Below are 23,842 nucleotides of genomic sequence, written 5' to 3'. Positions count from 1 at the left end.
CTAGCGGATGATGCCGCGTTGCGACTGCTCGACAAAGTCGATCAGCGCCTTGACGTGGATATCGCCATCGCCGCCTGCGCCCGCCAGTTCAGCGAGCTGAACCTTCGCTTCTTCCAGCGAGAGTCCGTTCTTGTAGAGCGTGCGGTACGCTGCGCGCAGCGCCGAGATCGCGTCAGGAGAGAAACCACGGCGGCGCAGGCCTTCGACGTTGATACCGTGCGGCACCGCCTTGTTGCCTGCGGCGACCACGAACGGCGGCACGTCCTGCACGAGCGCCGACGCACCGCCCACCATCGAGTGCGCACCGATCCGCACGAACTGGTGCACGCCCGTCATGCCGCCAACGATCGCATAGTCGTCGACGATCACGTGACCCGCGAGCTGTGCGTTACTCGACATGATCACGTTGCTGCCGATTCGGCAGTCGTGGCCGACGTGCACATAGGCCATGACCCAGTTGTCGTCGCCGATGATCGTCACACCGGTGTCCTGCACCGTGCCCGTATGTAGCGTGGTGAACTCGCGGATCGTATTACGGCTGCCGATCACGAGCCTGGTCGGCTCGCCCTTGTACTTCATATCTTGCGGACGACCACCGATCGACGCATAGTGGCCGATGCGGTTGTCCTCGCCGATCGTCGTATGGCCTTCGAGCACGCTGTGCGACCCGACAACGGTGCGCGCGCCAATGCTGACGTTCGCGCCAATAACCGCGTACGGTCCGATCTCGACCGATTCGTCTACTTGAGCACCCGGTTCGACAATCGCGGTGGGATGAATCCTGGTCATTCGTCCTCGCTTCAGATTCTGTTACTTGCCTGCGCTGTCATGCGACGCGCGACGGCATTTCGCGGTGGGCGTTCGCGGTGGGCGTTATTACGCGTCCGCGTCCATTTTTTTCACGGTGCACATCAGCTCTGCTTCGCAGGCGACGACGCCGTCCACTTCGGCCTGTGCCTTGAACTTCCAGATCCCGCGCATGTAACGCTCGAACGTGGCGTTAAGGATCAGCTGATCACCCGGCTCGACCACGCGCTTGAAGCGCGCGCCGTCGATGCCGACGAAGTAATACAGCGTATTGGCGAAGTCCTGCTGCTGTTCCGAGAACGTCAGCAGCGCGGCGGTTTGAGCGAGCGCTTCGAGAATCATCACGCCAGGCATGACGGGACGCGTGGGAAAATGGCCCGTGAAGAAAGGCTCATTGACCGTCACGTTCTTCAACGCCTTGATGCTCTTGTGCGGCTCCAGCTCGATGACCCGATCGACCATCAGAAACGGGTAGCGATGCGGCAACAGCGTGAGAATCTTGTGGATGTCGAAGTTGAGTTTTTCGATGTTCATGGTGTTTCTGCTCACGCAGGAATTGCGCGAAGATGACTTCGGATGCGGATGCCGACGGCCCCGCGCTGACGCGCAGTATGCGCGAGACACGCGGAATTGGGCATGCGGATCTGCCCGGAGCGCGGTCCAGCATACGAAAACCGGCGCCGCGCAAGACGCCGGTACGGTAGTGCAGGAGACGGTCGCACCGTAGCGCCCCGCCCCCTCCGGTTGCCTGTTGTTTACGCGTCGCCTTGCGGCTTCGCAGCGACGGCCGCTTCGAGCGCCCGGATGCGGTCGCGCAGCTTGTCGATATTTCGCAGCAGGGCGGCGCTCTTGTTCCAGTCGGCGTTATCGACCGCAGGGAATGCACTCGTGTACACGCCCCGCTTCGTCAGCGACTTCGAGACGCCCGACTTCGCCGTGACGATCACATAGTCGGCAAGCGTCACGTGTCCAGCGATACCCACCGCGCCGCCGATCATGCAGTGCTTGCCGATCGTCGTGCTGCCCGCGATACCCGCGCAACCGGCGATCACCGTGTACGCGCCGATCTTGCAGTTGTGCCCGATCTGCACGAGGTTATCGATCTTCACGCAAGCTTCGATAATCGTGTCGGCCATCGCGCCGCGATCGATCGTCGTGTTGGCACCGATCTCGACGTCCGGACCGATCGACACACCGCCGACCTGCGGAATCTTGACCCAGTCGCCCGTGCGCGCGTCGCCGTCGCCCGTGAAATCCGGCGCGAAGCCAAAACCGTCCGAGCCGATCACCGCACCCGCGTGCACGATCGCGCGCTCGCCAATCCGGCAGCCGTAATAGATGACAACGCCCGGATACAGATGCGAACCCGCACCGACCTGCGTACCGCGCCCGACGAACACATTCGCGTCGAGACGCACGTGTTCGCCGATCACAGCGCCGGCATCGACCGTCACATTCGGGCCGATCACGGCGCTCGCGGCAATGCTCGCGGAAGCGTCCACGTTCGCGCTCGGGTGAACACCGGGTGCAACCTTCGGTGTCGCCAGGTCGATGAACGCCTGCGCTACGCGCGCGAAGTAAGCATACGGATTGGGTGTGACGATAAAGTTGCGGCCGTCGCTGGACGCAAGCTTCGTGAGATCGTCCGGGCTGATGAGCACCGCTCCGGCACGGGTCGTTTCGACCTGAGCCAGGTACTTCGGATTGGCGAGGAACGCCAGTTGCTGCGGACCGGCCTGGTCGAGCGGGGCGAGCGAAACGACGCGTTGTGCGGAATTGCCGACCACGTCGCCGCCGAAACGCCCGGCGAGTTCCTCAAGCGTGAAAGCCATGCGTGTCCTGCTCCTGCTTAATTGCTGCTGCTCGAACCCGAGAGGGCCTTCAGCACCTGATCGGTAATGTCGATGCGCGGGCTCACGTAGACGGCTTCCTGCACGATCAGGTCGTAATGCTGCTGCTCGGCAATCTGCTTGATCACCTTGTTCGCCCGATCCAGCACCGCCGCGAGTTCCTCGTTGCGACGCTGGTTAAGATCTTCGCGGAATTCGCGCTGTTTGCGCTGGAAGTCGCTATCGAGTTGCGACAGGTCGCGCTGCTTCTGCGCGCGGTCGGCGGCCGACAGCGACGTCCCGCTCTTGTCGAGCGAATCGGACATCGACTTCAGGCGCTGCGCCAGATCCTGCAGATCCTTGTCGCGCTTGGCGAACTCGGCTTCCAGCTTGGTCTGCGCGGCCTTCGCCGGGACGGATTCGCGCAGGATGCGATCGGAGTTGACCGCCGCGATCCTGGCCTCCTGCGCCTCTACCGCACCCGCGCCGAAAGCAAACACCGCCAGCGACAACGTCACGGCCCCGATCACGCGCCTTGAAAACATACCCGTTTGCAAAGTCATCCTCTCGATTCTCTGGGTTCCGAAATCGGTAAAACCCGCAGTAAACCGGCGGTAGAACCCGCCGTACGCCTCGTCAGAACGCCGTCCCAATCTGGAACTGGAACTTCTGGTACTGGTCACCCGCGTGCTTCTGGAGCGGGAAACCAAGGCTCAGCTTGAGCGGGCCAATCGGCGAAATCCAGGCGAGGCCCGCACCGTAGCCGTAACGCAGGCCGTTCGCACCGATGCTGTTGCCCTGCGTGCCCCAGACATTACCACCATCGAGGAACGTAAAGACACGCAACGTGCGGTCATAGCCCGTGCCCGGCAGCGGAAACGTCAACTCGATGTTGCCCACCACCATCTTCGAACCGCCGATCGGGTCGTTCGTCGTCGCGTCGCGCGGACCCAGCGAGCTCGGCTCATAGCCGCGCACCGAACCGATACCGCCGGCGTAGTAGTTCTTGAAGATCGGGTACGGCTTGCCGGAAAGGCCATTACCGTAACCGCCCTGGAAGTTCAGGCCAAGCACGAAGCCGCGCGCAAACGAGTAATAGTACTGCGCCTGAATGTCGGCCTTGTAATACTGCGTCCCGCCGACCGGCGTGCCGTATTCAGCGTTCGCCTGCGTGAAATAACCCTTGCTTGGCACGAGCGCGCTGTCACGCGCATCGCGCGACCAGCCCATCGTGAGCGGCACGTTGTTCGAGATGCGACCGAACTCGTTCACGTAGTCCTGGTAGCTCTGCGGCGTGTTCGCGTCGACGTCGAGGCGATCCTGCTCGAAGCCGGCGCCGAAGAACACCGTATCGACTTCCGAGAACGGGATGCCGAACTTCAGGTCGCCGCCCGCGGTGATGATGCGGAAGCTCGAATCCGTCGAGTAATACAGCGGCTGGTACGTGCGGTAGTAGACGTCCGTGATGCGCTTGATGCCGTCCACCGTGAAGTACGGGTCCACCTGCGTGACGGCCAGCGTGCGGTACGTCCGCGCCGTGTTCACGTTGACCGACAGCGACGTGCCCGAGCCGAACACGTTGTCCTGCGACACGCCCGCCGAGAGCACCACCTTGTCCGTCGACGAGAAGCCCGCGCCCAGCGTAATCGCGCCGGTCGGCTTTTCGGCAACCTTCACGTTCACGTCCACCTGGTCGGCCGTGCCTTCGACGGGCACCGTCGTCACATCGACGTCGGTAAAGTAGCCGAGACGGTTGATGCGGTCCTTCGAGAGCGCGAGACGGTTCGAATCGAACCACGAGCTTTCGAGCTGGCGCATTTCGCGGCGCACGACTTCGTCGCGCGTGCGCGTATTGCCGATCACGTTGATCCGGCGCACGTAGACGCGGCGGCTCGGATCGACCTGCAACGTGAGGTCGACCGTATGGTGTTCCTGGTCGATCTGCGGCAGCGCGTTGACCGTGGCGAACGCATAGCCGTATTCGCCGAGCTTGTCGACGATGGCCTTCGTCGTGGCCGTGAGCTTCTCGGCCGAGAACTTGTCGCCGGGGCGAATCTTGATCAGCTTTTGCAGTTCGGCTTCGCGGTCGAGCAGATTACCCGCGAGCTTGACGCTGGACACCGTGTACGGTTGGCCTTCATGCACCGTGATCGTCAGGTACATGTCCTTCTTGTCCGGCGAGATCGACACCTGGGTCGACTCGATGTTGAACTCGAGAAAGCCGCGGTTCAGGTAGAACGAGCGCACATTCTCGAGGTCGCCGGTCAGCTTTTCCTTCGCGTACAGGTCGTTCTTCGTGTACCACGAGAACCAGTTCGGCGTGGAGAGCTGCATCTCGGCGAGCAGCGTGCCGGTGCTGAACGTGTGGTTGCCGATGAAGTTGATCTGGCGGATCTTGGCGCTCGGCCCTTCGACCACCGAGAACAGCAGACCGACGCGGTTGCGGTCGATCGGCGTGACGGTCGTCGTCACTTCGGCGGCGTAGAAGCCGCGCGTCAGATACTGGCGCTTGAGCTCCTGCTCGGCCTTTTCGACGAGCGCACGGTCGTAGTAGCGGCCCTGCGAGAGGCCCACCGCGTGGAGCGCCTTCGTCAGGTTGTCCTTGTCGAATTCGTGGATGCCCGCGAAGTCGATCGTACCGATCGCCGGACGCTCCTGAACCTGCACCACGACAACATTGCCTTCGGTGGCAATCTTCACGTCGTTGAAGAAGCCCGTGGCGTAGAGCGCGCGGATCGCCTCAGAGGCCTTGTCGTCGGTGAACGTGTCGCCCTGCTTGATGGGCAGGTACGAGAAAACGGTACCCGGCTCGACGCGTTGGAGGCCTTCGATCCGGATATCCTGAACCACGAAAGCTGCAGTAGCCGAATGAGCAACCAGTCCATGCGCGGCGAGCGCGGCGGCTGCAACGGTCTTTGGAACCAAGCGATGAGGTCTAAACAACGTGCTTCCCCAGGTGTTTATAGCTGCACTCGGTCAGGCGGCCCGGGTCACAAACACAGACGCGGATGCCGCCAGACACTTTAAAAATGGATTAACCTAGCCAGATCGTTGAACAACGCAATCGCCGACAGCGCGACGATGCAGGCCAGCCCCGCTCGCTGCAGTATGAGCTGCCAGCGATCCGATACGGCTTTGCCCGTTACGGCTTCAACCAGATAATATAACAGATGCCCCCCGTCCAAAACCGGAATTGGGAGCAGGTTGAGTACGCCCAGGCTAATGCTGACCAGGGCAAGGAACGACAGAAATGCCGTTAAACCAAGGCGCGCGCTCTTGCCCGCATAGTCGGCGATCGTCACCGGCCCTGACAGATTCTTCAGCGACGCCTCACCGGTAATCATGCGGCCGAACATCCGCAGCGAGTACACGGCGATGCTCCACGTGCGATGCGCACCGAGCTGCACGCTCTCCAGCGGCCCGTAACGCACGGCAACTGTTGGCGCCTGCGCCGCCAGCGCCGCGCCAATACGGCCTACCGTCTCACCCGTTTCGTCATCGCGCTGTGCGGCCGGGACCACGGTCAGCGTGAGCGGTTGATCGGCGCCGCGCAGTATCTCCAGTTGCACCGGCTTGCCCGCATGCTCCTTCACATGCGCGATGAACGTGCTTGCGCTATCGACGGGACGACCATCAACTGCGCGCAGACGGTCGCCCTTCTGCAGCCCGGCCCGCTCCGCCGCACTGCCCGGCTCGACGCCCGCGACCTGCAGCGTGCCGCCGCCGGCCTCGAGGCCGAGGCGCGACATAAAGTCGTCGTCGAGATCCTTGCTGCGAAGCTGGGACAGATCGAGCGGGAAGTCATAGGTGCCGCCGCCGTCATGGGCCGCGAGCACGACGCGACCATGGTCGAACGCCGCCGAAAGCAGCTTCCAGCGCAGATCCGACCACGAACGGACGGACTGCGTGTCGTCGCCGTTCGCGTCGCTCACCGAAACGATTTTCTCGCCGCCCTGGAAACCCGCCTGCGCGGCGGCCGAATGCGCGGGCGGCGCAGCGACGATCGCGGCCGGCTCATTCACACCGGTCGCGAACACGAGCGAAAAGAGCACGATGGCCAGCAGGAAGTTCGCGATAGGCCCGGCGGCGACGATCGCAATGCGCTTGCCGACCGGCTGCCGGTTGAAGGCGTGCGGGAGATCGCCGGCGGGAATGCGTTCCGTTGATTCCCGCTCGTCGAGCATCTTCACGTAGCCGCCGAGCGGCAGCCAGGAGATGGTCCACTCCGTGCCGCTATGCTTGCTGACCCATTGCACGAGTGGCTTGCCGAAACCGATCGAAAAGCGCAGAACCTTCACGCCGCACAGGCGCGCGATGCTGTAGTGCCCATACTCGTGGACGACGACGAGCACGCCGATCGCCACGACAAAAGACACCAGTTCGGTGAGCAGGTTCATATGCGCCTCCAGCCTGTGCCTAGCGAGCCAAATGCAGTGCCAATGCGGGCGCGGCCCTTAATGGCTTCAGGCCGGCACCGGCAGGCTGTCGATGATGGTGTGCGCCGCACGGCGCGCGGCTGCATCCGCTTCGAGCACGACGTCGAGACTCGACGCGCTCCTGTTTTCGAGCGCGTTAAGCACGGCATCGACCGTCTGCGCGATCGCCATGAAACCGATGCGGCGATTGAGGAACGCCTCTACCGCGACTTCGTTGGCGGCGTTGAGCGCCGCGCTCGCGACGCCGCCAGCGGCCATGGCCTTCATGGCGAGCGCGAGGCACGGGAAGCGCTGGTAGTCGGGTTTTTCGAACGTCAGCGTCGCGACTTGCGCCAGATCGAGCTGCGCTACACCCGAATCGACGCGATCCGGGAACGCCAGCGCGTGCGCGATCGGCGTGCGCATGTCTGGATTGCCCAGTTGCGCGAGCACCGAACCGTCCGCATACGAGACCATCGAATGGATCACGCTCTGCGGGTGAATCAGCACATCGATACGCTCGCCCGGCAGATTGAACAGGTAATGCGCCTCGATCACTTCGAGGCCCTTGTTCATCATCGTTGCCGAGTCGACCGAGATCTTGCGGCCCATCGACCAGTTCGGATGCTTGCACGCCTCGTCCGGCGTCACATCAAAGAGCGTGGCAGGCTCGCGCGTGCGAAACGGGCCGCCCGACGCCGTGAGGATGATCTTCGACACGCCGCCGTGCTTCGTGCCCTCGGCCGGCAAAGACTGGAACACTGCGTTGTGCTCGCTGTCGACGGGCAAAAGAATCGCGTCGTTGTCGCGCACCGCGTCCATGAAGATGTCGCCCGACATCACGAGCGCTTCCTTGTTCGCGAGCAGGATGCGCTTGCCGGCCTGCGCCGCCGCAAGCGTGGGCACAAGACCCGCTGCGCCGACGATCGCCGCGACGACGGTATCGCAGGCATCGCTCTTCGCAACCTCGACGAGCGCCTGCGGCCCGTAGGTCACGACGGTTTTCGAGCCTGCCGCACGCAGCTTCTTCTCCACTTGCGCGGCCGTTTCGGCATCACCGACCACGGCCACCTCGGGCGCGAAGCGCAGGCATTGTTCGACGAGCTTGTCGCCGTTGCGGTGCGCCGTGAGCGCATAAACCGAGAAGCGTTCCGGATGACGCGCGACGACGTCGAGCGTGCTGTCTCCGATCGAGCCCGTGGATCCGAGCAATGTCAGTCGTTTTTGCATATTCAATTCTCTAGCCGAGCAGCAACATCGCGAGCGGCAACACCGGCAACAGCGCGTCGATGCGGTCGAGCACCCCGCCGTGACCCGGCAGGAGGCCGCTCGAATCCTTCACGCCGGCCTGGCGCTTAAGCATCGACTCAAACAGATCGCCGACCACACTGAACGCGACCAGCACAGTCAGCACAAATAGCGCACGGCCGAGACCCACCCGGGCGGCCAGCGCGGAATAAAACGTCGGCTCGAACGCGTGCAGCGCAATTGCGGCGATCGAAACCGCCATCACGGCGACCCAGCCGCCCACTGCACCTTCCCAGGTCTTGCCGGGGCTGATGGCCGGCGCCAGTTTATGGCGGCCGAACGCCTTACCCGCAAAGTATGCGCCGATATCGGCTAGCCAGACGACAAGCAACAGGGACAGGACAAACGCCACGCCCGCCACGCGCGCTGCGAAGAGCGCGTGCCAGCAGGCGGCGAAGATCACGAAGCCGGCGGCGAGCAGGAATACGCGCCAGACGCCGGCGGCGAGCACGGGTTTGCGCAGCAGCACGAAAGGAGCGGCGACGATCCAGAAGATGCCCGCCGCCTGGAAGAGCGCACGCGGGGCTTCGAGCGCGTCGCTAAACACCACGACCGCGGAGGCGACAGCCGCATAGAGGATCGAGCCGAGGTTACCGACCTTGAGGAGGCGCGCCCACTCCCACGCAGCGAACAGGACGACCACACGGATCATCATGCCAAACGCCGCCACCGGCGCGAACAGCGTGACCGGCAGGAGCACGGCCAGCAGGACGATCGCCGTGATGACACGGGTCTTTAGCATGAAAGCGAGTCGGCGTCTTGTGATTGGGTTTCGACCTGGGCGCTCGTTCGGCCAAAGCGGCGCTCGCGCTCGGCATACGATGCGATTGCACGGCCGAGTGCCGCTGCATCGAAATCGGGCCAGTAGGCGTCGGTGAAATATAGCTCGGTGTAGGCGAGCTGCCACAGCAGAAAATTGCTGACGCGCTGCTCACCGCCCGTGCGGATGAAGAGGTCAGGCTCCGGCGCGTAGGCCATGGCCAGATGCTGGCCGAGCGTATCTTCGGTCACCGGCGCCGGTGCGCCAGTGCGGACACTCTCTTCCACCAGCTTACGGGTCGCCTGCATGATGTCCCAGCGACCGCCGTAGTTCGCTGCAATCGTCAGCGTGAGACGGGTGTTGCGCGCAGTTTTCGTCTCGGCGCGCCGTATCAGGTCCTGGATGCGCTCGTTGAACATCGACAGATCGCCGACTACGCGCAAACGGATGCCGTTCGCGTGCAGACGGCCAACCTCGCGCTCGAGCGCCGAGATGAACAGACGCATCAGGAACGACACTTCGTCGGTCGGACGTCGCCAGTTCTCAGAACTGAACGCGAACAGCGTCAGGTATTCGACGCCGCGATCGACACACGCCTCGACGACCGAACGCACAGCGTCGACGCCACGCGTATGGCCTGCCACGCGCGGCAGACGGCGCTCTGTTGCCCAACGGCCATTGCCGTCCATGATTATCGCGATGTGGCGCGGCACAGCCGCCACATCGGGCACGCGAACGGTTGAGCTGGTATAGGTCATGGCCGTCGAACTAATACTGCAATAAAGAAAGGAAACCCTGACGGGACTGAAGGCCTTGCGGCCTCAGACCGTCATGATCTCGGCTTCCTTGGTCTGGACGAGCTTGTCGATCTCGGTCACGGAGCGGTCCGTCAGCTTCTGGACTTCGTCGCTTGCGCGGCGCTCGTCGTCTTCCGAGATTTCCTTGTCCTTCACAAGCTTCTTCAACTGCTCGTTCGCGTCGCGGCGCAGGTTGCGCACGGCGACCTTCGCCGTCTCACCTTCGCTCTTGACGACTTTCGTCAGTTCCTTGCGACGCTCTTCGGTCAGCGCGGGCATCGGCACGCGGATCAGGTCGCCGTGGGTGGCCGGGTTCAGACCCAGGTCCGACTCGCGGATCGCCTTTTCGACCGCCTGGACCATCTTCTTTTCCCACGGTTGCACGCCGATCGTACGTGCGTCGACCAGCGTCAGGTTCGCGACCTGCGAGATCGGCACCGGCGAGCCGTAGTAATCGACCTGGATGTGATCGAGCAGGCCGGTATGCGCCCGTCCCGTGCGGATCTTCGCCAGATCGCTCTTGAACGCTTCGATCGAGCGCTGCATTTTCTGCTCCGCGCCCTTCTTGATGTCAGCCACAGCCATTTTGAAACCTCCGAACCTTGAACGGTGCGGGTCGCCCGACGCCCCGGCACTGCCTGAGGGAGGGCGCGACCCGAAATCGAGTCTCTCGTATGCCGAGAGTTTACACGTGGACGAGCGTGCCCTCGTCTTCGCCCTGAACGATGCGCTTGAGCGCGCCCGGCTTGTTGATCGAAAAAACGCGGATCGGCAGCTTCTGGTCGCGGCACAGCGCGAACGCAGTCGCGTCCATGACCTGCAGGTTGCGGCCAATCGCTTCGTCGAAGCTGATCGTCGAATAACGGGTGGCCGTCGGGTCCTTCTTCGGGTCCGCAGAGTAGACGCCGTCGACCTTCGTTGCCTTCAGCACGACTTCCGCGCCCACTTCCGAGCCGCGCAGCGCGGCGGCCGTGTCGGTCGTGAAGAACGGATTGCCCGTGCCGGCTGCGAAGATCACAACTTTGCCTTCTTCCAGCTGACGGATCGCGCGGGGGCGGATGTACGGCTCGACCACCTGGTCCATGCGCAGCGCCGACTGCACGCGCGCCTCGATGCCCGCGTGACGCATCGCGTCCTGCAGGGCGAGCGCGTTCATCATGGTGGCGAGCATGCCCATGTAGTCGGCGGTAGCACGGTCCATGCCGGCCGCGCCGCCCGCGACGCCGCGGAAGATGTTGCCGCCGCCGATGACCACTGCGAGCTGCGTGCCGAGTCGCACCACTTCGGCCACGTCCGCCACCATTCGTTCGATCGTGGCGCGGTTGATGCCAAAGGCATCATCGCCCATCAGGGCTTCGCCGGAGAGTTTGAGCAGGACGCGTTTATAGGCGGGTGTGGGCATGGGGTATCCAGATCGCGCGGAAAGGCAATAACGTGAAACTGTAGGGGTGAAATACGGCTTCGGGCAAGCGCCACCAGAACTGATGGTGACCTGCGCCACCTCGCGCTGCGGGGGCTGGGTCGCGCCTGGCGTCGCTACGCTGCCCGCCGCGGCGGATTGCTCCGCCGCGGGTACTGCGGTGCTGCTGCGGGTTTACTGTCCCGCGCGGACCTTATTGCTGCTTTGCAGCAGCCACTTGCGCGGCCACTTCGGCTGCGAAGTCGTCCTGACGCTTTTCGATGCCTTCGCCGACCACGAACAGCGAGAACTTCTGGACCGTCGTGTTGGCGGCCTTCAGCATCTGCTCGATCGTCTGCTTGTCGTTCTTCACGAACGGCTGGTTCAGCAGCGAGACTTCCTTCAGGTACTTCTGGACCGAGCCCTCGACCATCTTCGCGACGATTTCAGCCGGCTTGCCCGATTCGGCAGCCTTCTGCTCGGCGATGCTGCGTTCCTTGGCGATCAGGTCGGCCGGCACGTCGTCCGACGACAGCGAGACCGGCTTCATCGCGGCGATGTGCATCGCGACGTCCTTGCCGACTTGCTCTTCCGCGCCCGTGTACTCGACCAGCACGCCGATGCGCGTGCCGTGCAGGTACGCAGCGATCTTGTTGGCGGTCTCGAAACGCGCGAAACGGCGGATCGACAGGTTTTCGCCGATCTTGCCGACCAGCGCGAGACGCACTGCGTCGACGGTCGAGCCTTCGAGCGGCAGTGCCGACAGCGCCGCGACGTCAGCCGGGTTCTTCGTGGCGACCAGTTCGGCCACCGTCTTCGCGAATGCGAGGAAGTCGTCGTTCTTCGCGACGAAGTCGGTTTCGCAGTTCAGTTCGACCACGGCGCCAGCGTTGCCGCCGATGAACGACGAGATCACGCCTTCAGCCGTGACGCGCGAAGCTGCCTTGCTCGCCTTGTTGCCGAGCTTCACGCGCAGCAGTTCTTCAGCACGCGCGAGGTCGCCGTCGGCTTCCGTCAGCGCTTTCTTGCACTCCATCATCGGCGCGTCGGTCTTCGCGCGCAGTTCTGCCACCATGCTTGCGGTAATTGCCGCCATCATTCGCTCCTTGAGTCTGTCTGGTACACGCCGACCGCCTTTCGATGCGGCCGGCTGGAATTCGTTTCCGTGAGACATGCTTTTTTACAGTCGCACGGTGCCGCAAGTGTGACGCGGCGTCGAACGGCACGGCTTAAAAAAAAGGGGCCTATTGAAAGCCCCCTTTTCTTGCCGGACACGGGGCAGCTTACGCCTCCGAATTGACCTCAACGAACTCGTCGTCGCCGTCGTTGCCGCGCGCTGCTGCGACAACTTCGTTGACCGCGTTCGCACGGCCTTCGAGGATCGCGTCAGCCACGCCCTGGGCGTACAGCGCGACGGCCTTGCTGGCGTCGTCGTTACCCGGGATCACGTAGTCGATGCCTTCCGGCGAGTGGTTCGTGTCGACCACGGCGATGACGGGGATGCCCAGCTTGTTGGCTTCCGTCACGGCAATCTTGTGGTAGCCGACGTCCACCACGAAGATCGCGTCCGGAATGCCGCCCATGTCCTTCACGCCGCCGATCGACTTTTGCAGCTTGGCGATTTCGCGTTCGAACAGGAGCGCTTCCTTCTTGCTCATCTTCTCGAGTTCGCCTGCCTCAACAGCTGCTTCCATGTCCTTCAGGCGCTTGATCGAAACCTTCAGCGTCTTGAAGTTGGTCAGCATGCCGCCGAGCCAGCGTGCGTTCACGAACGGCATGCCAGCGCGTTGCGCTTCCATCTGGATCGTGTCACGCGATTGACGCTTCGTGCCGACGAACAGAATCGTGCCGCGGTTCGCTGCCAGTTGACGCACGTACTTCAGTGCGTCGTTGTACATCGGCAGCGTCTTTTCGAGGTTGATGATGTGAATCTTGTTGCGATGACCGAAGATGAAGGGGGCCATCTTCGGGTTCCAGAAGCGCGTCTGGTGACCGAAGTGGACACCGGCTTCCAGCATTTGGCGCATGGTAACTGCCATGAGAAATTCTCCGCTAGGGTTTGGGTCTGAAGCCGGCTGCCGCATCGGGTGCGCCGCCCTTTCATTGCTTTACCATGAAAGGAACTGGACGCAACCGACACCCTGGATGCGCCGGCTCGTGAATACGCTGTCGTCACCGGAAACCATCCTGCTCCGGCATCGCGCCCGCGACAGCAGCGGGCTACTACTCTTTCGTTGCCCCCCTATCCTTTTAAGGAATAGAGCGAGCGACTTAGCCGGTGAGTATAGCACGCACCGCGCACCTCACTCAAGCCAGCTATTACCCTCGGGAATCACTTCCCGGCAACACCCGGGCAACACCCGGGCAATACGCCGGCAATACCCCAGAAATACGCCGGATCTCACCGGGTGCGCGCTCGCGACCCCGATTTTCAAGACGCGGCAACGAGAGGGATAAGGTGCGATAATTTGACATTCGACAGCATTTCAGGCGCCTATCATGGCCATATCGATCAAGAACGAACACGACATCGCGCTGATGCGCGTCGCCGGCCGCCTGGCTAGCGAGGTACTCGATTACATCACGCCGTACGTCGTCGCGGGCGTCACGACCGGCGAACTCGACCGCCTGTGCCACGAATACATGATCAACGTGCAGGGCACGGTGCCTGCACCGCTGAACTACCAGCCACCCGGCTACCCGCCGTATCCCAAAGCCACCTGCATCTCGGTCAACGACGTGATCTGTCACGGTATTCCGGGTGAGAAGGCGCTCAAGAACGGCGACGCCCTCAATATCGACATCACCGTCATCAAGGACGGTTATTTCGGCGACACGAGCCGGATGTTCGTCGTCGGTGAGGGGTCGATCCTCGTCAAGCGCCTCGTCCAGACCACCTATGAATGCATGTGGCTCGGCATCGATCAGGTACGCCCCGGCGCGCATCTCGGCGACATCGGGCACGCGATCCAGCGTTACGCCGAAGCGCAAGGCTACAGTGTGGTGCGTGAATATTGCGGCCACGGCATCGGCACGGTGTTCCACGACGATCCGCAAGTGCTCCATTACGGTCGCCCCGGTACGGGCATCGAACTCGTGCCCGGCATGATCTTTACCGTCGAGCCCATGATCAACGCCGGCACCCGCGATATCCGCACGATGCCCGACCAGTGGACGGTCAAGACGAAGGATCGCAAACCTTCGGCACAGTGGGAGCATACAGTGCTCGTCACCGAGACTGGCTACGAAGTTCTGACGGTCTCGGCAGGCACGCCGGCCAAGCCGGCCATCGTCGCACAGGCGGCAGGCACGGCAGCCTGAACATCCGGGCGGGCTTGCAGCGTTCACGGCTGCTGGCAGGGTGCGAGCCGCCGCCCCGCTTTCTAGTGCCGTTCTGGGCGGCGGTGTGCCGCCTGGCACTAAATCGACAGTCGCGAGACAATCCGGTATGACAGGCGCGGCTTAGGGCCTACGCTACCATCACCGCGCGCCACGCAATTGCGCCCGTCCCTTGCTTTGGAGCGGGCGCGCAGTTGTGAGACAGCCCCACCCCGGGCGGCTCACAGGCAGATCCGTCCGCGGAAGCCCCACGGTCGGCCGAACTCCAACCCGCGCACGTACAAACCGAGCCCATGAGCGTTCCCGCCGTCGCCGTCCCCGATACGTCGTCGCTGAAGTCCGACTACAAGGCCGCCAAGGCCCAATTGCTCGAGCGTTTCCGCACCGCGAGCAATGTCGACACGCTGATGCGCACCCTCGCCCGCACCACCGACGACACGCTGCGTCGTGCCTGGAATGCCTGCGAGCTGCCCGCTTCGCTCGCGCTTGTCGCCGTAGGCGGCTTCGGGCGCGGTGAGCTGGCGCCCTACTCGGACGTCGACATCCTCGTGCTTCTTCCCGACGATGCGCCGCTCGCGTCACTCGAAGAACGGATCGAGCGCTTCATCGGGCTCGCTTGGGACCTCGGGCTGGAGATCGGCAGCAGCGTGCGCAGCGTGTCGCAGTGCCTTCACGAATCGGCGAACGACATCACCGTGCGCACATCGCTGCTCGAAGCCCGCCGCATCACCGGCAGCGCGACGCTCTTCGGCGATTTCGCGCAACGCTACCGCGACGCACTGGACCCGCGTGCGTTCTTCCAGGCGAAAGTGCTGGAAATGCGCCAGCGCCACGCCAAATTCCAGGACACGCCTTACTCACTCGAACCGAACGTCAAGGAAAGCCCCGGTGGCCTGCGCGATCTGCAGCTCATCCTGTGGGTCACTGAAGCCGCCGCGTTCGGCAGCAGTTGGCGCGAGCTCGATCAGCGCGGGCTGATCACCGGACGCGAGGCGCGCGAGCTGCGCCGCAACGAGGCGTTCCTGAAGACGCTGCGTGCGCGTCTGCATGTGATCGCGGGACGCCGCCAGGATATTCTCGTGTTCGACCTGCAGACGGCCGTCGCACAAAGCTTTGGCTACGAGGCGAGCGCGGCACGACGCGCGAGCGAGCTGCTCATGCGGCGCTACTACTGGGCCGCGAAAGCCGTCACACAGCTCGCGACGATCCTGATTCAGAACATCGAAGCGCAACTGTTCCCGAGCACGAGCGGCATCACGCGCGTGCTTTCGGATAATTTCGTCGAGAAGCAGGGCATGATCGAGATCGCGAGCGACGATGTGTTCGAGCGCGAGCCGCACGCGATCCTCGAAGCGTTCCTCCTGTTCGAGCAGGTACCCGGCGTGAAGGGCCTGTCGGCACGCACGCTGCGCGCGCTCTACAACGCGCGCGACAAGATGGACCAGCACTGGCGGCGCGACCCCGAGAATCGCCGGCTCTTCATCGAAATCCTCAAGCAGCCGGCTGGCATCACGCACGCCATGCGGCTGATGAACCAGACGAGCGTGCTGGGCCGCTATCTGCTGAACTTCCGGCGCATCGTCGGGCAGATGCAGCACGACCTCTACCACATGTACACGGTCGACCAGCACATCCTGATGGTGCTGCGCAACATGCGCCGGTTCGCCGTGGTCGAGCATGCGCACGAATATCCGTTCTGCAGCCAGTTAATCGCGAACTTCGAGCGCCCCTGGGTGCTCTACGTCGCCGCGCTCTTTCACGACATCGCGAAGGGCCGCGGCGGGGATCACTCGACGCTCGGCATGGCCGACGCGCGCCGCTTCTGCCGCGACCACGGAATCGAGGCCGACGACACGGCACTGGTCGTCTGGCTCGTCCAGCACCACCTCACGATGAGCCAGGTCGCACAGAAGCAGGACACGAGCGATCCCGAGGTCATCAAGCGCTTCGCTGCCCTGGTCGGCACCGAACGGAACCTGACAGCGCTCTATCTGCTGACCGTCGCCGATATCCGCGGCACGAGCCCGAAGGTGTGGAACAACTGGAAAGGCAAGCTGCTCGAGGACCTCTACCGCTCGACACTTGCCGTGTTGGGCGGCGCGCAGCCCGATGCGCACTCCGCGCTGAAGACGCGCCAGGAGGAGGCACTCGCGCTGCTGCGCCTCGAAACCGTGCCGGAGAACGCTCACCGCGCACTTTGGGAGCAGCTCGACGTCGGCTACTTCTTGCGCCACGATGCCGCCGACATCGCCTGGCAAACACGCGTGCTCTACCGACACGTCGAAGCGCCGGCGCCGGTCGTGCGCGCGCGCCCCTCGCCGATCGGCGAGGCGCTGCAGGTGCTCGTCTACGCCAAGGATCGCCCCGACCTCTTCGCGACGATGTGCGCCTACTTCGACCGTCGCGGCCTGTCCGTGCTCGACGCGCGCGTGAGCACGACGCGCCACGGCTACGCGCTCGACAATTTCATCGTCGCCCTGACTGAGGGCGACGTGCAGTACCGCGATATCGCGAACCTCGTCGAACAGGAACTCGCAGCGCGGCTGACCGCCACTGACAGCCCGCTGCCCGAACCGGCGAAAGGCCGTCTGTCGCGGCTGTCGCGGACGTTCCCGGTAACACCGCGCGTCGACCTGCGGGCCGACGAAAGCGGCCAGTACTACATCCTGTCCGTGTCGGCAAACGACCGGCCGGGCCTTCTTTATTCCATCGCGCGCGTGCTGGCCGAGCACCGGGTTGGCGTCCATGCGGCGCGGATCAATACGCTCGGCGAACGCGTCGAAGACGTTTTTCTCGTCGACGGCACGGTTCTCTCGAATAGCCGCTTGCAGATCCGCGTCGAAACCGAATTGCTGCGCGCGATAGCAGTGTGAAATAACCATGTCCACCCGAGCCAGACTCACAGCAAAGCACCCGCGCCCGACCACGTCCGAGCGCGCCCCCGTCCGCCCCGGCAGCACGACCGCGCGAAAGCCGGTCCGCAAAGCCGCGAGCCCGACGCCCGAGGCGACGACGAAGACGTCGGCGAAGCCCGCGCCCGCGCGTGGTGAGAATCGGGCGACTGAACGCGCTGGTGCCAGGTCAGCAGGTTCGCGCGAGCGCGATACGACGAACCGCCCGGCGCGGGCTTCAGGTTCTGCGTACGGCAAACCGGCCGCGGGCAAGGCAGGCGGCTACGGCGCCAAACCGGCGGGCACGCGAGCAGCGCGCCCAGGCGACGGACAGACGGGCGAGCGCCGCCGGCCGGGCCCGGCACGCGATGCGGACGCGCCGCGCGCTACACGGTCGTGGGACCGCGACGAGCGGCCGGCGCGGCGTGGGGACAGCGACGAACGACGTCCGGCGCGGGCACGAAGCGAAGGTTTCGGCGATGAGCGTCGTCCGGCACGTCCGCGCAGCGAAGGCTTCGGTGATGAGCGTCGTCCGGCTCGCCCACGCAGTGAGGGTTTCGGCGATGAGCGTCGCCCGGCACGCGCACGCAGTGAAGGCTTCGGTGATGAACGCCGTCCGGCTCGCGCACGCAGCGAAGGCTTCGGCGATGAGCGTCGTCCGGCTCGCCCACGGAGCGAAAGCTTCGGCGATGAACGCCGTCCGGCACGCCCACGCAGCGAAGGTTTCGGCGATGAGCGTCGTCAAGCACGCCCACGCAGCGAAGGCTTCGGCGATGAACGTCGTCCGGCGCGTGCACGCAGTGAAGGCTTCGGCGATGAGCGTCGTCAAGCACGCCCACGCAGCGAAGGCTTCGGCGATGAACGGCGCCCCGCGCGTCCGCGCACCGAAGGCTCCGATGATGGCAAACGCACGTTCGGCGAGCGTAAAGCACCCGGCTCCGCGCCACGGCGCGAATACGGCTCAGCCGAAAACCGCCGCCCCCGCGACGAAGGCACACAACGCACGAACTCCGAACGCCCCGCGCGCGAAGAACGCAGCTTTGCGCGGCCGGCAAAGTCCGCGCCGCGCGACGGCAACGATGCCCCGGCACGCCGCCGCGATACGGCCAACCGCGAAGGCGCAGGCCCGCGCGCGCGACGCAGCTTCGATGACGCCCCCGTACGCAAGATTGCGACACGGGTGAAGCAGGACGAGCGCGCTGGACGCCGTCCGCCCGTTGAGTCAACGGAGGCCTCTGCACCGCGCCACACGCCCCACACGGGCGACGACGCAGCCGGCTCCCTGCGCCTGTCGAAGCGGATGTCGGAACTGGGTCTGTGCTCGCGCCGCGAGGCAGACGAGTGGATCGAGAAGGGCTGGGTTCTCGTCGACGGCGAGCGTATCGACACGCTCGGCACGAAGGTGACGCCCGACCAACGGATCGAAATCGACCCAGCTGCTCGCGCCGCGCAGGCGCGCCAGGTGACAATCCTGCTGCACAAGCCAGTGGGTTACGTCTCGGGCCAAGCCGAGGACGGCTATCCGCCCGCAGCCACGCTCGTCACAGCGGGCAATCAGTGGGACGGCGATCGTTCCGGCATCCGTTTTTCGCCGCTGCATCTGCGCACGCTTGCACCAGCGGGCCGCCTCGACATCGATTCGACCGGCCTGCTCGTGCTAACCCAGGACGGGCGCGTCGCGAAACAGCTGATCGGCGAGCAATCGGACATCGACAAGGAATACCTCGTGCGGGTGACCTACAACGACCTGGAAAGCGACATAGACCAGCAGTTCCCTGCCGAACTTCTCGCGAAGCTGCGTCACGGTCTGTCGCTGGACGATGTACCGCTCAAGCCCGCGATGGTGAGCTGGCAGAACGGCGAGCAACTGCGTTTCGTGTTGCGCGAAGGCAAGAAGCGGCAGATCCGCCGCATGTGCGAGCTCGTGGGACTGAAGGTGGTCGGCCTCAAGCGCGTACGGATGGGCCGAGTGCTGCTAGGCGCGCTCCCGCAAGGCCAGTGGCGCTATCTGACAGCCGACGAATCGTTCTGAGTCGCGCCCGCGTCGAGCGGGTACGCAGGCATCACACAAATAAAAACGGGAGCAGCAAGCTCCCGTTTTTATTTAGTCGTCGCTGACCGGATCGAGATCGGGAAACAGCACGTCGGTGAAACCGAACTTTGAGAAATCGGTGATCCGCATCGGGTAAAGCTTGCCAATCAGGTGGTCGCACTCGTGCTGGACCACGCGGGCGTGGAAGCCTTCGGCAATGCGCTCGATGGGCTTGCCGTACTGGTCGAAACCGTTGTAGCGAATCATCGAATACCGGCTCACCGCACCGCGCATGCCCGGCACCGAAAGACAACCTTCCCAGCCCTCTTCCATATCGTGCGACAAGGGGTGAATGACGGGATTGAGAAGCACCGTCTGCGGGACCGCGGGCGCCTCGGGATAGCGCTCGTTCTGCTCGAAGCCGAAGATCACGACCTGCAGATCGACGCCGATCTGCGGCGCGGCCAAACCTGCCCCGTTCGCGGCGTGCATCGTCTCGAACATGTCGGCGATGAGCGCGTGGAGCTCGGGTGTGTCGAAATGATCGACCGGTTTTGCGATGCTGAGCAACCGGGGATCACCCATCCTGAGAATTTCGCGAATCATGTCGTTTGCCCCTCCAGGAGCTTGCGCAAGCCGTCTTCGTCGAGTACCGGCACGCCGAGCTCCTCGGCTTTTGCGAGCTTGCTGCCCGCGTCGGCACCCGCCACCACGTAGTCCGTTTTCTTCGACACCGAGCCAGCCACTTTCGCGCCAGCCGCTTCCAGCATTTCCTTCGCCTCGTCACGCGTGAGCGTCGGCAATGTGCCCGTCAGCACTACCGTCTTGCCGGCCAGCACGCCCTGCGGCGCCCTCGGCGCAGGCGGACCTTCCGACCATGTCACCTTGCCCGGCGCGCGCAGTTGTTCGATCACCGTGCGGTTGTGTTCTTCAGCAAAGAACTGCTGAATCGACTCGGCGACGATGGGCCCCACGTCGTTGACTTCGAGCAGTTCCTCGATCGACGCATTCAGCAGCGGATCGAGCGAACCGAAGTGTTTCGCAAGGTCCTTTGCCGTAGATTCGCCGACATGGCGGATACCAAGCGCGTAAATGAAGCGTGCGAGCGTGGTGGACTTGGCCTTATCGAGCGAATCGAGCAGATTCTGTGCCGATTTGTCGGCCATGCGGTCGAGTGCGGCCAGCGTCCCGAAGCCGAGATTGAACAGGTCTGCGGGCGTGCGCACGAGATTCTGCTCAACGAGCTGATCGATGATTTTTTCGCCCAGCCCATCGATGTCGAGCGCGCGTCGCTGCGCGAAGTGCCAGAGCGCCTGCTTGCGCTGCGCCGGGCAAAACAGTCCGCCGGTGCAACGCGCGATGGCCTCGTCGGGCAGCCGTTCGATACGCGAGTCACAGACGGGACACTGTGTGGGCATCACGAATTCGCGGGCATCGGCGGGACGGCGATCCAGCAGTGCGCCAACCACCTCGGGAATCACGTCGCCCGCCCGGCGCACGATCACCGTATCGCCGATGCGGATATCCTTGCGTCGCACTTCGTCCTCGTTGTGCAGCGTAGCATTCGTCACCGTCGCTCCACCCACGAACACGGGTTCAAGCCGCGCGACTGGCGTGATAGCGCCCGTGCGGCCCACCTGGACATCGATGGCAATCAGCTTCGTAAGCGCTTCCTGAGCCGGGAACTTGTGGGCAAGAGCGAAGCGCGGCGCGCGCGAGACGAAGCCGAGCGCGTCCTGCTCCTCACGGCGATTGACCTTGTAGACCACACCGTCGATGTCGTACGGAAGGCTGTCGCGCTTGACGCCCACTGCGCGAAAAAATGCGAGTAGACCCTGCGCACCCGTTACGACCGCGCGCTCACTGTTCACCGGCAAACCGAGTTCCGCGTACCAGTCGAGCAGTTCGCTGTGCGAGGCGGGCATCGGCTCGCCCTCCAGCAAGCCAATGCCGTAAGCGAAGAACGACAGCGGCCGCTGCGCGGTAATTTTCGAATCGAGCTGGCGCAGGCTACCGGCCGCTGCGTTGCGCGGGTTGGCGAACTCCTTCAGACCCGCTTCGCGCTGACGCTCATTCATGCGCTCGAAGTCGCGACGAAACATCAGCACTTCGCCGCGCACGTCCAGCACCTTCGGCACCCGCTTGCCCTTTAGTCGCAACGGCAGGGAACGGATGGTCCGGACGTTTTCAGTGACATTCTCACCAGTCGTGCCGTCGCCGCGCGTCGAAGCCTCCACGAACACGCCGTCGACATAGCGCAGCGAAATGGCCAGCCCGTCGAACTTGAGTTCGCACGCGTATTCGACGTCGGTCTTGCCGAGGGCGTCCGCCACTCGCTTGTCGAATGCGACGATGTCTTCATCTTCGAAGCCGTTGTTGAGTGACAGCATCGGCACGTCGTGAACGACGGTCGCAAACCCGGCTGCGGCCTCGCCGCCCACGCGTTGCGTGGGCGAGTCCAGCGTGACTAGCTCAGGATGATCGGATTCGATCTGCTGCAGTTCCTTGAACAGCCGATCGTATTCCGCGTCGGGCAGCTCGGGCTGATCGAGAACGTAGTACGCGTGATTCGCGCGCTCAAGCTCCGCGCGCAACCACGCCGCACGTTGCGAGGCAGACAGTTCATCGGTATGTCGGGCGGACGTTCGGGTCATGCTGGTGCAACGTTGCGAGTGGATATCGGAGACAGATTATCTCAGGAAGCAGTGCGCGTGGCATCGGCCGGATGGCCATATTCGTGCGCCGTCGCACCGCCCCCGCCAGATCCTGGCCGAACGGCCAACGTTGGCCCGGCCGCGTTGACAGCGTCGTGACGAGAATGCGACCGTGAACGCATCCGCAACCCGCAGGACGCGTCACCGTCATGAATTTACGAGCTGCTTTGTCTGGCGCGTGGCCGGCATCACCTGGTGCAAACGCGCGCACGTCGCATGCCCGCCTGTCGAGCGATGCGCGGCCAGACACAGCCGCGCCGGGTCCGATCGCGTTACTGGCTAAAGAGTCGCCGCGTAGCAGGCGAGCCCGCCGGAATGCCGGCCTGCTCGAGCTTTGCGTAGAGCGTCATGAGCTGCTTGTCGATGGACTGAAGCACCGATTCCGGCAACGGCCTGCGCTGATCATCGACCACGCGGCCGCCGATTCGCTCAGCAAGCGACCTGGCGTAGTCGCACATGAGGCGAAACGGCAGGATGTCTTCGTCGGCGACCGGCACGTCGAGAATCAGGGTGATCATCTGGCCGCCCTTATACGTGAGGTCGTCACGCAGGAAGTTGGTGTCGCCGAACTGCAGCATAAACACCGGGCTTTGCTTCGCGTCGAGCTTCACGAACCGCGTGCCGTCCCGCGAGAGCAGCAGCCCATCTTGCGCGGCCACGGCCTGCACATAATTCGCCGACCAAGGTGCGCCGTCCGACATCACGTTGATCGAAAGCTGCGCATCGCATTGCGCGGCGAAACCGTCGAGTTCGCGCGCCATCGAAACGGTTTCGATCATGTCCGGGAATTCGGGTGCGGCATCGAGCGCGTCAGCGAACTGCTGAACACCCGTCACGAATTCCGAAAACTCCAGTTCGTTGAGCGGACCGCTGCGATTGGCGAGCTGGGCCGCAGCGCGCAGCTCTTCGTAGCGCACGCCGTTTTGCAGCAGCTCCCAACCGTCACCACCTTCAGGCTTCCCTTCGATATGCACGGGCTTGCTACCGGCGCGACGCAGGCGCTGGGCGAGCGGAATCACGCGCTCACCGGCCATCGGTGCGGTAAGGCGGATCGGCACGATGCAATCGATCCGGCGATCGACAACCGCCGGAGGAGCCGACGAAATCGTGGTTGCTGCCGGGAGGACCGGCTCGACACGTTCGGCCTCTTCGGGCTGGGTCACCGGCTCGGTGCCCGCCGTATCAGCCGAACCGGGCTCGGGATCGGTGGTGAGGAAGCCATTCGGCGACGTGTTTTCGGCCTGGATGTCGGCCGGTGTATCGAGCGGCGCTGCCGTGCCGAAGCCGGGTTCGACGCGATCATCGGTAGCGCCGTCCCCGAGCGACGGCTCGCGTCGCGACGATGCGCGCACCGGCTCAATGAATGGGCTCTGCTCTTCGAGATCGTCGCGCAACGGCGCTTCAGCGGCTTCCTCGGGCATTGGACGCGGCATGCGCCGACGCACTCTGGCGCCCTGCCACGCGTTGTAAGCCACCACGCCCCCGACCACCACGGCACCCGCGCCGATCAACCCGAGAGTCAACTCGTCCATGCATGCTCCATCAGCAATT

The 23,842-nt window shown here is 64.0% G+C and carries 19 protein-coding genes; 3 read left to right on the top strand and 16 right to left on the bottom strand.

Translation table 11 applies throughout. The annotated features are described in order from the left end of the window. The 13 genes from lpxA to rpsB all read right to left on the bottom strand — a co-directional run bounded on the left by lpxA (nt 1) and on the right by rpsB (nt 13,354). The gene (lpxA, locus tag L0U80_RS06775; RefSeq protein ID WP_233863198.1) at nt 1-789 is read right to left on the bottom strand and encodes an acyl-ACP--UDP-N-acetylglucosamine O-acyltransferase; all 789 of its coding nucleotides are present in this window, start codon (nt 787-789) and stop codon (nt 1-3) included. A gap of 87 nt (nt 790-876) precedes the next feature. After that, nucleotides 877-1,341 (bottom strand): 3-hydroxyacyl-ACP dehydratase FabZ, encoded by a 465-nt coding sequence (gene fabZ / locus L0U80_RS06770; protein WP_233863197.1) that lies wholly within the window; start codon nt 1,339-1,341, stop codon nt 877-879. 221 nt (nt 1,342-1,562) lie between these two features. After that, nucleotides 1,563-2,639, bottom strand: coding sequence for a UDP-3-O-(3-hydroxymyristoyl)glucosamine N-acyltransferase (lpxD, locus tag L0U80_RS06765; protein WP_233863196.1), 1,077 nt, complete (start codon nt 2,637-2,639; stop codon nt 1,563-1,565). Between the two features lie 17 nt (nt 2,640-2,656). Beyond that, the gene (locus L0U80_RS06760) at nt 2,657-3,181 is read right to left on the bottom strand and encodes an OmpH/Skp family outer membrane protein (protein WP_233863195.1); all 525 of its coding nucleotides are present in this window, start codon (nt 3,179-3,181) and stop codon (nt 2,657-2,659) included. A 91-nt stretch (nt 3,182-3,272) separates the two neighbouring features. Continuing rightward, on the bottom strand, nt 3,273-5,579 hold the full coding sequence (gene bamA, locus L0U80_RS06755) for an outer membrane protein assembly factor BamA (protein ID WP_233863194.1): 2,307 nt from the start codon (nt 5,577-5,579) through the stop codon (nt 3,273-3,275). Between the two features lie 80 nt (nt 5,580-5,659). Next, nucleotides 5,660-7,033: an RIP metalloprotease RseP gene (rseP, locus tag L0U80_RS06750; RefSeq protein WP_233863193.1), complete on the bottom strand. Its 1,374-nt coding sequence runs from the start codon at nt 7,031-7,033 to the stop codon at nt 5,660-5,662. 66 nt (nt 7,034-7,099) lie between these two features. Continuing rightward, a complete protein-coding gene (locus tag L0U80_RS06745) occupies nt 7,100-8,281 on the bottom strand; it encodes a 1-deoxy-D-xylulose-5-phosphate reductoisomerase (RefSeq protein ID WP_233863192.1) in 1,182 nt (393 codons plus the stop codon). Between the two features lie 10 nt (nt 8,282-8,291). Then, the gene (locus L0U80_RS06740; protein WP_233863191.1) at nt 8,292-9,101 is read right to left on the bottom strand and encodes a phosphatidate cytidylyltransferase; all 810 of its coding nucleotides are present in this window, start codon (nt 9,099-9,101) and stop codon (nt 8,292-8,294) included. After that, nucleotides 9,095-9,877, bottom strand: coding sequence for a polyprenyl diphosphate synthase (gene uppS / locus L0U80_RS06735; RefSeq protein ID WP_233863190.1), 783 nt, complete (start codon nt 9,875-9,877; stop codon nt 9,095-9,097). Before uppS ends, L0U80_RS06740 begins: the two co-directional genes overlap by 7 nt. 63 nt (nt 9,878-9,940) lie before the next feature. Beyond that, nucleotides 9,941-10,501 carry a ribosome recycling factor gene (gene frr, locus L0U80_RS06730; protein WP_233863189.1) on the bottom strand — a complete coding sequence of 187 codons (561 nt, stop codon included), beginning with the start codon at nt 10,499-10,501 and terminating at the stop codon, nt 9,941-9,943. Nucleotides 10,502-10,601: 100 nt separating this feature from the next. Beyond that, nucleotides 10,602-11,318, bottom strand: a complete 717-nt coding sequence (pyrH, locus tag L0U80_RS06725; protein WP_233863188.1) for a UMP kinase — start codon at nt 11,316-11,318, stop codon at nt 10,602-10,604. A 211-nt stretch (nt 11,319-11,529) separates the two neighbouring features. After that, nucleotides 11,530-12,411 (bottom strand): translation elongation factor Ts, encoded by an 882-nt coding sequence (gene tsf, locus L0U80_RS06720; protein ID WP_233865731.1) that lies wholly within the window; start codon nt 12,409-12,411, stop codon nt 11,530-11,532. Between the two features lie 187 nt (nt 12,412-12,598). Further along, on the bottom strand, nt 12,599-13,354 hold the full coding sequence (rpsB, locus tag L0U80_RS06715; protein WP_233863187.1) for a 30S ribosomal protein S2: 756 nt from the start codon (nt 13,352-13,354) through the stop codon (nt 12,599-12,601). A 460-nt stretch (nt 13,355-13,814) separates the two neighbouring features. Between rpsB and map the strand changes: the two genes are divergently transcribed. The 3 genes from map to L0U80_RS06700 all read left to right on the top strand — a co-directional run bounded on the left by map (nt 13,815) and on the right by L0U80_RS06700 (nt 19,577). Then, entirely contained in the window at nt 13,815-14,636 is an 822-nt protein-coding gene (map, locus tag L0U80_RS06710; protein WP_233863186.1) for a type I methionyl aminopeptidase, read from the top strand. Nucleotides 14,637-14,947: 311 nt separating this feature from the next. Then, nucleotides 14,948-17,527: a [protein-PII] uridylyltransferase gene (locus tag L0U80_RS06705; protein WP_233863185.1), complete on the top strand. Its 2,580-nt coding sequence runs from the start codon at nt 14,948-14,950 to the stop codon at nt 17,525-17,527. Nucleotides 17,528-17,534: 7 nt separating this feature from the next. Next, nucleotides 17,535-19,577: a pseudouridine synthase gene (locus tag L0U80_RS06700; protein WP_233863184.1), complete on the top strand. Its 2,043-nt coding sequence runs from the start codon at nt 17,535-17,537 to the stop codon at nt 19,575-19,577. A 72-nt stretch (nt 19,578-19,649) separates the two neighbouring features. On the opposite strand, the gene def is transcribed toward L0U80_RS06700, so the two are convergent. The 3 genes from def to L0U80_RS06685 form a co-directional block, all read right to left on the bottom strand. After that, nucleotides 19,650-20,183, bottom strand: coding sequence for a peptide deformylase (gene def, locus L0U80_RS06695; RefSeq protein ID WP_233863183.1), 534 nt, complete (start codon nt 20,181-20,183; stop codon nt 19,650-19,652). Beyond that, complete coding sequence (gene ligA / locus L0U80_RS06690) at nt 20,180-22,231, bottom strand: NAD-dependent DNA ligase LigA (RefSeq protein ID WP_233863182.1); 2,052 nt, start codon at nt 22,229-22,231, stop codon at nt 20,180-20,182. The genes def and ligA overlap by 4 nt, the downstream gene beginning before the upstream one ends. A gap of 332 nt (nt 22,232-22,563) precedes the next feature. After that, a complete protein-coding gene (locus tag L0U80_RS06685; protein WP_233863181.1) occupies nt 22,564-23,823 on the bottom strand; it encodes a cell division protein ZipA C-terminal FtsZ-binding domain-containing protein in 1,260 nt (419 codons plus the stop codon). Nucleotides 23,824-23,842: the final 19 nt, after the last annotated feature.

Source organism: Paraburkholderia adhaesiva (genome assembly GCF_021390575.1).
GTDB lineage: Bacteria > Pseudomonadota > Gammaproteobacteria > Burkholderiales > Burkholderiaceae > Paraburkholderia > Paraburkholderia adhaesiva.
This window is presented reverse-complemented; position numbering and strand designations above follow the sequence as displayed.